Here is a 10,584-nt window from a genome sequence, read left to right on the forward strand (position 1 = left end):
GTCGAGACGGTCGAACAGCATCTCCCAGGCGGTCAGCGCTGTGAGCGGCAATGCGGCGGCGGCCGAGAAGCCCAGGGTGTCGGGCTTCCGCCCGACCAGGCGCTCGTCCACGCATTGCAGGGTAGCGTTGCTGCCAGGTCTATCGAGGGCACCGGCATAGAACACCGCGTCGCCGGGCTTGAACAGGCGCGCCTCGGGACCGACGGCCGTGACGATTCCGGCCGCATCCCAGCCGAGAATCTTCGGCGTGCAGGCCTGCTGATAGACCCCCTGCCGCACCTTGGTGTCGATTGGGTTCACGGAGACGGCGTGGACGCGCACGAGCAGGTCGCGGCCGGTGGGGACGGGATCGGCGAAGGTCGTGTCCACAAGCGCGCCCGGCGCCTCGATTGGTGAACCTTCGGTGTAGGTGACGGCACGCATGGCTCTCTCCTAACGCTTGGTTCGATGTCGCCCAGGGATGAAGGGCCTTCAAGCCAGCTCATATAGGCCGGGAAACGGATCGAATGAGTGCCGGGTGGGGGCTGCCGCCATTGACGGCGCCGTGGGACCGAACGGCTCAAGCGTCGTTCACGCCGGCATCGGACGACGGCTCGGTATATCGACATTGATCGACCCCCACGAGGCAGTCGCGGCCCACGTCGCCATCATGCCGCCGGATCGCGCGCGGGCCCGCCGCCTTGAAGGGGGCTTCATTCCAAGCCTGGGCGTCGGCGGGCGTGTCAGAAGCATCGGGCGCAACGACGGCATCTCGCGGAACGCCTGCGCGATTGAAGGCCGAGGATGCCCTGACCGTCCGGCGCGTTTCCATTTCTGTAGATTCGCGTCGTCCACTCCATGCTTCAGGTCGGATCGATAGTTATCCAGAGTTCGTCAAGTGTCTGATTTACGCGATAGAGGCGAAGCGCACGGAAAGACCAGCCCGGAGAGACCGTTCCCGACCTGAGGTCGAAGGAGGCCTGATGCCTCGGACAATGGATCCGGCCCGCCGCGCAGCGCCCGAGCGACAGGTCGGCGCCTTCGTGAGGGCAAGCCCGCTCCGCCGCGACGAGCCTTTCGCCGTCCCGCATGAGGATCAGGTGTTGCCCCCGCACGAGAATCGGCGTCGGCGCCGGCCCGTCGAGGATGTCGAGAGGACCGAGGTGCAACCGCACGGGCCGCTCCGGGTCAGCCACCGAGGTAGGCGTCGCGAACGTGCGGATCGGCGATCAGGTCGGCGCCCTTGCCCGCGAGCACGATGCGGCCGGTCTCCAACAAGTAGGCGTAGTCGCAGAGTTCCAAGGCCACGAAGGCGTTCTGCTCGACGAGCAGGACCGTCGTCCCGGCATCGCAGATCGCGCGGATCACCGAAAACATCCGCTCGACGATGTTGGGGGCGAGCCCCAGGGACGGCTCGTCGAACAGGACGAGCTTGGGCCGCGCCATCAGCGCCCGGCCGATCGCCAGCATCTGCTGCTCGCCCCCCGAAAGGGTTCCGGCCGCCTGCGCCCGGCGCTCGGCGAGACGCGGGAACTCGCCGTAGATCCGGGCGAGGTCGGCCTTAGCGCGCCGGAGAATGGGCCCGGCCGCCGACGGGGCCGACCGCACGGAGAGTCGGGCAGCCGACGCTGGCGGTGAATCCGGAATTGGCGCAGCCGCCCGTGAACGCGCCCGAGACCGTCGCGCACGCTCGCTCCGGCATAGGCCTCGACTGTTACCGACTCGGTCCGCGGCGCCGGCGGCCACATGTTCGCTCAGCTCTGGCACGTGGGACGCGTATCGCACACGTCACTTCAGAAGGACCAGGGTCTGCCGGTCAGCGCCTCGGCCAGGACGGCGGCGGGCGCCAAGGCCTACGCCTACGACGATGCCGGCAAGCCGGCCTTCGTAAAGACGTCCACGCCGCGCGCCCTGTCGACGGACGAAGTCCGCCGGGTGGTAGAAAACTTCGCGACGGCCGCCTCGAACGCCGTCGCCGCCGGGTTCGACGGCGTCGAGATCCACGGCGCCAACGGCTACCTGCACGAGCAATTTCTCAACCCGTACGTGAACGACCGCACCGACCGCTACACTGGGGCAACGGTCGCGGGCCGCATCGCCTTCACGCTCGACGTGGTCGACGCCATTGCCGCACGCATCGGAGCCTCCAAGGTCGGCATCCGGATCTCGCCCTATGGCCGGCTGTTCGACATGCCCGCCTACGACGGAACCGAGGTGACCTACCTCACGCTAGCGGTGGAGCTCGACCGGCGCGGCATCGCCTACATCCACGTCATGGACCAGTCGGGCTTCGACACCGGCGAGATGGCGGTGGATGAGATTCCGGCTCAGCCCCCCTTCTGGGATAAACTCCGCAAGGCCTTCCCGACCGGCGCGATCATCCTTGCCGGGGGCATGACCCTCGACCGGGCGAACGCGCTCATCAGCGAGGGGACCATCGACCTCGCCGCCTTCGGGCAGGCGTTCATCGCCAATCCGGACCTGGTCGCACGTCTGCGGGAAGGCTTCCCGCTCGCGGTCCCGGACAAGGCGACGTTCTACGGCGGGGGGGCTGCTGGGTACGTCGACTACCCGTCCTACCAGGCCGCTTGAGCCGCTCCCGCGATCCCGCGCTCCGCCTCATCCAAGGATACGATCTTGCCCAAACTCACGACGACCGTCGATTACGCCCACCGCGATAAGCCTATCGCAATCAACTCCTACACCACGGTGCTCCGTCACCCGAAGGTGCCGCACGAGCTGTTCGCCACCTACTGGCGGGACGTGCACGGCCCGCTGTGCTCGCGCATCCCCGGGCTCGGCTGGTACGTACAGAACCACCTCTCCCGCGAGCAGGACGCACGCCTCTGGCCGGCAATGGACGGCATCCGGCCCTTCCCAAACTACGACCTGGATGGCGGCGTCGAGATCGGCTTCCACTCCGCAGAGGACCAGGCCGCCTTCAACGAGGCCTGCCCGATCCTGTTTGCGGACGAGCAGAACATGTTCGCGGCGACGGTCGCCTACGCGCTGCCGAAGGGGTCAACGACGCTGGTCGACCGGGTCGCGGAACCCTCCCCGAACGCTGACGATGGTCTCGACCGCATTCACCTGCATCTCGGTGCCGCCCATGACGATGCGGCGGTGTTCGGCGACCGCATCGGTCGTCTCGCCCGCGCGCTCGCCGCCGAGGAGGCGGTGCTGCGGGTTCGCCTCCATCTGCCGGAGCCTTACGACAACGCCCACCCGGCTCCCCCGGCGCCCAATGTCGGGCACGAGGTCCCGGCCGAACGTCGCCTGATCGCGATCCTCGACCTCGCCTTCGCCTCGCCCCTGGACCGGAGTCTGTTCTACGCGTCCGACGCCTTCCTGCAAGCCAGCGAGGGCCTGGCGGCCGATGTCGCGTATGCGTCGCCGTTTGCGGTGAGCGGCGTCTACACGTATGTCCGCGACAAGGAACTGACGCTCGCCGGCCTGCGGGGCAGCCGTCCGGCGCAGCTCATCGAAAGGCTCGGCGCCCGCAACCAGGTCGCCGCCAATGTCCGCCACCTGCTGCACACCGGTACGCTTCTCGACCGCTGATGACCCAGACCGGGGTGCCGGTGCGGCTTCGGACCGGCGATCCCCACGCCGAAACCGGGACCGCGTCGCACGGCAGTCCCGCCATGTCGCCTGAGCGCATCGAGGACATCGTCGCGTTCGTGCACGCGGCGGACGCGCGGAGCTTCACGGTGGCGGCCGAGCGGCTCGGCCTTTCGCGGTCCACGGTTGGCAAGCGGATCACGCGCCTGGAGGCACGCCTCGGCGCTCGCCTGCTGCACCGCACGACCCGCAGCGTGACGCTCACCGACGAGGGCGCAAACTTCCACCGGCAATGCGCGGAGATCCTGGAAGCCCTGGAAGCCGCCGAGGCGGTGGTGACGGCACGGGGCGTCGCTCCGAGTGGACGCCTGAGGATCGACCTGCCGGTCTCGCTTGGGCGCCTGCAGGTGCTGCCCGTCCTCCAGCGGTACATGCGCCTTTGGCCGGCGGTGAGCGTGAACATCAGCTTCAGCGACCGTTACGTCGACCTCGTGGATGAGGGCATCGACGTCGCGGTCCGCGTCGGCGGCAGGGTCGACAGCAATCTCGTGACCAGGAAGGTGGCAGCCCACACGCTCGTGACCTGTGCCGCGCCGGACTACCTCGCCCGCCGGGGCACGCCGGTGACCATCGAGGACCTGCTGGATCACGATTGCCTGACGTTCTCTCATGGCGGCCGCCCGGTCGAATGGCGGTTCCGCGACCACGGCGCCCAGCGGACGGTCGCGGTTGGGGGCCCGCTGACTTCCAACAACGCGGAGGGGCTGCGCGACCTGGTCGTCGCCGGCCTCGGGATCGGGCAGTTGGCCACGTTCCTCATCTCCGACGAACTGAGGGATGGCAGGCTCGTGCCGATCCTCGCGGGCCACGCGTCTGAAGGCGAGCCGCTGTCAGTCGTGTACTCGGTCCGTCGGCTCCTGCCGCCCAAGGTTACGGCGTTCGTGGACCTGCTTGTCGCGACATGGCAGCCGCGGCCGCCCTGGGACCTCTGATCGGGTCTGACGCAGCAGGCTGACGGCTGCGGGAGGATGGGCGGGGATAGTCATGGGATGGCTCCACTCGCTGGAGGGGAGCCAGGATGGTCCATCCCAGTCGGGCGGTCCTCAATCAGCAGCTGAGGCAGGCATCAATTCGCACCGGAGAGGCGCATGGACCGTTGCAGCCACGGTTCTGTTTGGAGCACGCTACGGAACCAAGGCGCACCGTGATGATCTGCGACCACCTGCGACCCCAGAGGGTCGTCCCGCCTGTTCCGTCGAGTATTCGAAAGCGGACGTCAGCCTCAATTTGCGGGAACGGCAGGACGAGTTGCAGGATCGCCGGTTAGGGTCGGGTCAGGAAGCGTTTTGCGCGATCCGTCCGAGGTTCGGTGAAGAATATGCCCGGTGGCGCGATTTCCCGGATGCAGCCGCTTTCCATGAAGACGATCGTGTCGGCCACGTCGCGCGCGAAGCGCATCTCGTGGGTCACGATCACCATGGTCAGCCCCTCCTTCGCGAGTTCGTGGATGACGCTGAGCACCTCCCCGACCATCTCGGGATCGAGGGCACTGGTCGGCTCGTCGAACAGGATGACCTTCGGCCTCATGGCAAGGGCTCGGCTGATCGCGACGCGCTGCTTCTGACCGCCGGACAGCGTATGCGGGTAAGCGTCGGCCTTCTCCGCAAGGCCGACGCGCGCCAAGATCGCGCGGCCTTCCGCCTCGGCCTCCCGCCTCGGGCGGCGCAGGACATGGACCGGGGCCTCGACGACGTTGCCGAGCACCGTCAGATGGGGCCAGAGCGCGAAGTGCTGGAAGACCATGGCGATGCTGGTTCGCGCGGTAGCGAGTTCGCGCCGGGCCATGGGGCGTGCGGTAGCCGCCGTTCCGGTCCGGCCGATCGGCTTGCCGTGGATGAGCACCGAGCCTTTGCTCGGCTCCTCCAGCCAGTTGAGGCAGCGCAGGAGGGTCGATTTGCCCGAGCCGCTCGGCCCGAGGATGCAGGTCGTCGTGCCGGGAGCGATCTTGAGGTCGATATCGCGAAGAACCTCGAACCCGTCGAAATCCTTGCACACGCCCTGCACGGAGATGGCAGCGTCGATCTCAGCCAAAGCGCACCTTCCTCACTCTTTCCATCCGTCGCACGCCGTCCTCGACCACGAAGGACATAAGGAGGTAGAGGCCGACCGCCGCGGCGAACGGCGCGAACGGGGTGAAGGTGTTCGCGCTGACGAAATTCGCTGCGAAGGTCAGTTCCTGCACCGTGATGATCATGAGGAGGGCACTGTCCCGGATGGTCGTGATGACCTGGTTTCCGATCAACGGTGCGGCTGTGATGGCGACCTGGGGCAGGATGATGCGCCGGTAGAGCAGGCTGCGGGACAGACCGAAGGCGTGGGCGGCCTCGATGGAATCCCTGGCGACGGCGAGGAACGCGGCCCGGAAGATCTCGGCGAGATAGGCCGTGGTGTAGAGCGTCAGCGAGGCCAGTCCTGCCCACCACGGATCGAGCCTGAGGCCGAGCTCGGGCAGGCCGTAATAGACCAGATAGGCCAGCAGCAGGAACGGCACGCAGCGCAGGAGATCGACGAGTTCCGCGAGCGACCGGCGCAGCGGTCCGGGGGCCTCGGTGAGGAAGATGGCGACGAGGATGCCGAGGGGGATGCTGAGCAACAGGCACCCCAGCACCAGCGACAGGGTGTTGGCGGCCCCCCACAGGAAGACGTCCCGGCTCTGCCAGACGGCCAGCAGCCCGCTCATCGGCGCGCCCCCCCGTAACGCCGGGCGATCCTGCGCTCCACGACGCGCTGGCCCCGTACGAGCGTCGCGATCAGCGCCGTGTAGATCAGGGTCGCCACCAGGAACGGGGGCAGCGGTTCGTAGGTCTCGGCACCGACCCGGCCGGCGGCGCGGGTGATCTCCACGACGCCGATGACCGCCACCGCCGGGGTGCACTTGAGCAGGATGGTGACCTCGCTGACGAGAGGCCCGAGATTGGTCCGCCAGATCTGCGGGAAGATGATTCGCGTGAAGATCTGCCGCTCCGACAGTCCGAACACTGTGGCGGCCTCGCGCTGGTCACGCGGAAAGGTCTGGAGGGCCGCGCGCCAGATCTCACTACTGAAGGCGGCCGTGTTCATCGTCAGGGCCAGGATGGCGGCCGGCACCGGGTCCAACTGGATGCCGGCCGACGGCAGGATGAAGAAGACGAAAAGGACGAGCGTTACGAAGGGCGTCGCCCGGACGAGGCTGACGAAGGCCGCGAGCGCTCCCGCGAGCACCGGCACTCGGCGCCAGCGCAGGAGGGCGAGGAGCAGGCCCAGGGGCAGGCTGAGCAGGATGCTGACGGCCGCCAGCGCGGCGGTGACCACCGCGCCGTCGAGGATCGTCCGGATCGCTGGCCATGTCATGGCGGCCTCTCCCCGCGCTTGAGGTGCTCGCCGCCCGGGAGCCCGCTACTTGGTCGCCGTTGCCGGCATGTCCTTGAAGGCGCGGCCCAGCCACTTCTCTTGAAGGGCGTAGAGTTCGCCGCTCGCCCGCACTTTCGCCATGAACGTGTCGAGATAGGCGAGAAGGCCGTCGTTGCCCTTGGCCACGGCCCAGGCCGCATAGGTCGGCGCACCGACCGCCTCGCCCATCCTGAAGCGCTTGGGCTGATCCTTCGTCAGGCTGACGAGGTTCACGACGCCGTTGATCACGTAGTCGAGCCGGCCGTTGGCGAGATCTTGGTAGGCTTCCGGCAGGGAGGTGTACTGCACCACCTTGCCGAGCTTGCCCCCGGTCTTGGCGAGGGTGGGTTCGAGATCGGCCAGGGCGGCATAAGAGGCGCCGCCGGATTGAACGCCCACCGACTTGCCGGCCAGATCAGCGACGCCCTTGATCCGGGACTCGTCAGCACGGACGACGTAGTACTGCGTGGCGTCCGCGATCGGCATGGTGAAGGCGAGGCTTTGCACGCGCTCGGGCGTGATCACGGCGGCGGTCAGGGCCACGTCGTACTTGCCCGTGGCGACGCCGGCCAGCAGCCCCGTCCAGGGGATGATCTGTTGGTCGATCTTGAACGACGCTTCCTTGCGTAGCAGCGCCAGGAGTTCGTGGTCGAGGCCCATCGGCTTGCCGTTCTCGACGTATTCGAACGGCTTGTAGCTGTCCTCGGTCGCGACGGTCATCGTCCCTCTGGCCTTGATCTCTTCGAGGCTGGCCGCGAAGGCCTGCGAAGCGCCGACGGTCAGCATCACGGCGGCGATGATGCCAAAGGTCTTGGTCCGGACGAACAGCATGACTCGATCCTTCTGCTCTCGATGATGATCGTGCCGCCGCATCCTGCGCCGGGCCGGTTCCTCGTCTCGGCGGGGACGGTTCAGGCCATCCGGGATGGTGCCGCTCCGCGATGGGCCACCAGGTCGATCTCGACCAGCGCGTCGTAGGCGAGGCCCGTCGTGCCGATGCAGGTGCGTGCCGGCAGCCGATCCTGCGGGAAGAACGACTTGTAGGTCGTGTTGAAGGTCGCGTAGTCGCGCTGGAACTCCGTGAGGAAGGCGCGGGCGACGACGACGTGCTCGAAGCCCAGCCCGATCCCGGCCAGCACGGCTTCGAGATTGGCCATCACGTTGCGGGTTTGCGCCTCGATGCCCTCCGGCAGGAGGCCGGGAGCCTGCGGGGTATCGGGCATCTGCCCCGTCACGAACACCATGCCGTCGATCTCGACCGCATGGCTGAAGGGCGCCACCGGCTTCGGCCCCCCGGCGATCATGTGAAAGAGGGCGGCTGACGTGGTCTCGGAATTCGGCACCGTGGACTCCTCGTTGCAGGCCATGCCCGCAAGGCCCTACCGCGGTCACCACCGTGAACCGCATTGTCACGATCAGATTAGGTCGGATTGTCTGGTTCTGCGCGGGGAGACTTGCGGCAAGCTGCTTGAATTTCCGCCGGCACTCGGATGAAACTAGGACAATCACTCGGACAATCGGAACAGGCATGACGCGACCGGGATGGACGGAGGCGGTCGAGCGAACTGCGGGTCCGCGCTTTCGCGCCATCGTGGGGGCGGTGGAGATCGCCCTGCGAGCCGGCATCCTGCGCCCTGGCGACCGGTTGCCGCCGCAGCGGGACCTCGCCGACTGGCTGTCGCTCAACATCGGCACGATCAGCCGAGCCTATGCCGAGATGCAACGCACGGGCCTGGCGCGGGGCGAGGTCGGCCGAGGCACGTTCCTCAACCCTGTGCAGGCAACCGACGGTCCGTCATCCCTGCGGACCCCCGCCCCGCGTCCGGCCTTCCTCGACCTGTCTCACAACTTTCCGGCGCATGCGATGCATCATCCCGCGCTGGCTGCGATCCGGCCGTGCTTCGAGGGCGGGGTCGATGTCGGCGCCATGCTCTCCGCCCAAGTCGATATCGGCCTCGGCCGGCATCGGGACATCGCCGCGCACTGGCTCGGCCGGTTCGGGATCGAGGCGCGGGCCGACGACGTGCTGATCACCTGCGGCGGCCAGCACGGCCTACTGCTGGCGCTCATGGCGCTGACCCGCCCCGGCGAGGCCGTCCTGACGGAGGAGGTCACCTTCTACGGCCTGAAATCCGCAGCCGGCATGCTGGGACGTTCGCTGGTCGGCGTGCGTATGGACCGCGAGGGCCTCGTGCCCGACCATCTCGACGTGGTCTGCCGGCGGACGAACGCGAAGGTCCTCTTCTGCACGCCGACGCTACACAACCCGACCACGGCGACGATGTCGGCGGAGCGGCGTCGGGAGGTGGCCGAGGTCTGTGAACGCCACGACGTCATGATCGTCGAGGACGACGTCTACGGCTTTTTGCCCGATCCGCTGTTGCGGCCGCTGGCCGCCTCTGCCCCGGACCGGGTGGTGCACATCTCCAGCGTGTCGAAACTCATCGGCCCGGGGCTGCGCGTCGGGTTCATGAGAGTGCCGCGGCATCTGGTCTACGCGTTCGGCATCGCCCTTCGAGCCAGCACCCTGATGGCCTCCCCCTTCACTGCCGAATGGGCGACGCGCCTGCTGGCCTCGCAGCAGATCGATCGGGTCGTGGCCGACTTGCGGACGGAAACCGAAGCCCGGCAGGCCCTCGTAGCCTCCCTCATGCCGGAGCATGCCATCATGAGCCACCGAAACGCGTTCTACTTCTGCCTCAACCTGCGGAACGGCTGGTCTGCCGAGGCTTACAGGCAAGCCGCCGAAGACATCGGGGTGGGGGTCACGCCACTGAGCCTATTCGAGGTGTCCTCCTTGCACCAGAATGACAGTGTGCGTGTCTGCGTCAACGCGGCGCCGGACCAAGCCTCGCTTCGCGAAGGGTTGGAGAAGCTCGCAGGGCTGCTCGTATCAGGCGCACCGCCGACCGTTCGGTTCAGAGCGGCGATCTGAATCGGACGGTCGGCATCCGGGCAAAAGTCCGATGTCGTCATCCCATGCCATAAGCGGACCGGCTGGAAACCACGCGACCCAGACGCAGGTCATCCTCCGCCAACCTGCGGCGAAGCGGACCCTCCGACGGTCCGTGAAGGGTCGACACCGGAACATCGTCTACCAGCAAGTGAATGTCCGCCTCCGGGCGGTGGGGTGATGTCCGCTCATGGCGCAACCAGGACTCAACAAATTGGGTGCTGGAGCGTCCGTTCTGCACGTTCCGACGGAGGGCGCCGAATGGCCGGGATGGGCGCAAAGTGGAATGGCCGTTTGAGTGCGGGGCCGAGGTGCTGTCGCGATCGGTTTCGTGTTTGCCGGTTGCCCCAAAAAGTTGCTACGAACTTCGGTATCGGCGGGTTAATAGAACCTTTGTTGTCAGGGGTTTAGGCTTGTTGGCGGCGAATCCCCTCTCCGCCAAATCGTCCTTGCGCCATTGCGATGAGGGTATCTTCCTAATGCCGTGGGCTTTCAGCGCGCTTCTGCTACGAGGGCGTGCGACGAAGCCAGAGGCAGATGGTGGGTCTCGTCCAGCGTCGGGGCATCTTCTATGTCCGTCGCACCATCCCGGATGCGCTGCGCGCCGACATGCCGGCCGTGCTCGGAACGGCGGGGTCTGGCATCTTCGACGAAAGCGCGCC

The 10,584-nt window shown here is 67.3% G+C and carries 10 protein-coding genes and 3 pseudogenes; 4 read left to right on the forward strand and 9 right to left on the reverse strand.

Annotation, left to right across the window (positions count from 1 at the left end; translation table 11 throughout):
- From MKK55_RS01580 to MKK55_RS01595, 4 genes and pseudogenes are all read right to left on the reverse strand, one after another.
- On the reverse strand, positions 1-423 hold a 423-nt coding region (locus tag MKK55_RS01580), incomplete at its 3' end, for an alcohol dehydrogenase catalytic domain-containing protein (RefSeq protein WP_243932956.1).
- Positions 424-842: 419 nt separating this feature from the next.
- The gene (locus MKK55_RS01585; protein ID WP_243932957.1) at positions 843-1,154 is read right to left on the reverse strand and encodes a Rieske (2Fe-2S) protein; all 312 of its coding nucleotides are present in this window, start codon (positions 1,152-1,154) and stop codon (positions 843-845) included.
- A 13-nt stretch (positions 1,155-1,167) separates the two neighbouring features.
- Positions 1,168-1,569: pseudogene (locus MKK55_RS01590) on the reverse strand (ABC transporter ATP-binding protein); the annotation flags it as partial.
- Positions 1,550-1,660 (reverse strand): annotated as a pseudogene (locus MKK55_RS01595) (M20 family peptidase); the annotation flags it as partial. The pseudogenes MKK55_RS01590 and MKK55_RS01595, both read right to left, overlap by 20 nt.
- Positions 1,661-1,701: 41 nt before the next feature.
- On the opposite strand from MKK55_RS01595, the pseudogene MKK55_RS01600 reads away from it, so the two are divergent.
- The 3 genes and pseudogenes from MKK55_RS01600 to MKK55_RS01610 form a co-directional block, all read left to right on the forward strand.
- A pseudogene (locus MKK55_RS01600) lies at positions 1,702-2,571 on the forward strand (alkene reductase); the annotation flags it as partial.
- Between the two features lie 45 nt (positions 2,572-2,616).
- On the forward strand, positions 2,617-3,540 hold the full coding sequence (locus MKK55_RS01605; protein ID WP_243932960.1) for a hypothetical protein: 924 nt from the start codon (positions 2,617-2,619) through the stop codon (positions 3,538-3,540).
- Positions 3,540-4,532: a LysR family transcriptional regulator gene (locus tag MKK55_RS01610; RefSeq protein ID WP_243932961.1), complete on the forward strand. Its 993-nt coding sequence runs from the start codon at positions 3,540-3,542 to the stop codon at positions 4,530-4,532. Before MKK55_RS01605 ends, MKK55_RS01610 begins: the two co-directional genes overlap by 1 nt.
- A gap of 331 nt (positions 4,533-4,863) precedes the next feature.
- On the opposite strand, the gene MKK55_RS01615 is transcribed toward MKK55_RS01610, so the two are convergent.
- The 5 genes from MKK55_RS01615 to MKK55_RS01635 form a co-directional block, all read right to left on the reverse strand.
- Positions 4,864-5,631, reverse strand: coding sequence for an amino acid ABC transporter ATP-binding protein (locus MKK55_RS01615; protein WP_279595936.1), 768 nt, complete (start codon positions 5,629-5,631; stop codon positions 4,864-4,866).
- Positions 5,624-6,280, reverse strand: coding sequence for an amino acid ABC transporter permease (locus tag MKK55_RS01620; protein ID WP_243932962.1), 657 nt, complete (start codon positions 6,278-6,280; stop codon positions 5,624-5,626). The genes MKK55_RS01615 and MKK55_RS01620 overlap by 8 nt, the downstream gene beginning before the upstream one ends.
- Complete coding sequence (locus MKK55_RS01625; RefSeq protein WP_243932963.1) at positions 6,277-6,930, reverse strand: amino acid ABC transporter permease; 654 nt, start codon at positions 6,928-6,930, stop codon at positions 6,277-6,279. Before MKK55_RS01625 ends, MKK55_RS01620 begins: the two co-directional genes overlap by 4 nt.
- A 45-nt stretch (positions 6,931-6,975) precedes the next feature.
- Positions 6,976-7,800: a transporter substrate-binding domain-containing protein gene (locus tag MKK55_RS01630; protein WP_243932965.1), complete on the reverse strand. Its 825-nt coding sequence runs from the start codon at positions 7,798-7,800 to the stop codon at positions 6,976-6,978.
- Between the two features lie 80 nt (positions 7,801-7,880).
- Positions 7,881-8,273, reverse strand: a complete 393-nt coding sequence (locus MKK55_RS01635; RefSeq protein ID WP_243932971.1) for a RidA family protein — start codon at positions 8,271-8,273, stop codon at positions 7,881-7,883.
- A gap of 224 nt (positions 8,274-8,497) precedes the next feature.
- Here MKK55_RS01635 and MKK55_RS01640 point away from each other — a divergent pair, with 224 nt between their 5' ends.
- A complete protein-coding gene (locus MKK55_RS01640; protein ID WP_243932967.1) occupies positions 8,498-9,904 on the forward strand; it encodes a PLP-dependent aminotransferase family protein in 1,407 nt (468 codons plus the stop codon).
- Positions 9,905-10,584: the final 680 nt, after the last annotated feature.

Source organism: Methylobacterium sp. J-059, assembly GCF_022829485.1.
GTDB lineage: Bacteria > Pseudomonadota > Alphaproteobacteria > Rhizobiales > Beijerinckiaceae > Methylobacterium.

Bases quoted from the DNA above. Each gene is read 5' to 3' on its own strand.
- MKK55_RS01640 (WP_243932967.1), top strand. From the start codon at position 8,498: ATGACGCGACCGGGATGGACGGAGGCGGTCGAGCGAACTGCGGGTCCG.
- MKK55_RS01610 (WP_243932961.1), top strand. From the start codon at position 3,540: ATGACCCAGACCGGGGTGCCGGTGCGGCTTCGGACCGGCGATCCCCAC.
- MKK55_RS01620 (WP_243932962.1), bottom strand. From the start codon at position 6,280: ATGAGCGGGCTGCTGGCCGTCTGGCAGAGCCGGGACGTCTTCCTGTGG.
- MKK55_RS01625 (WP_243932963.1), bottom strand. From the start codon at position 6,930: ATGACATGGCCAGCGATCCGGACGATCCTCGACGGCGCGGTGGTCACC.
- MKK55_RS01630 (WP_243932965.1), bottom strand. From the start codon at position 7,800: ATGCTGTTCGTCCGGACCAAGACCTTTGGCATCATCGCCGCCGTGATG.
- MKK55_RS01635 (WP_243932971.1), bottom strand. From the start codon at position 8,273: ATGATCGCCGGGGGGCCGAAGCCGGTGGCGCCCTTCAGCCATGCGGTC.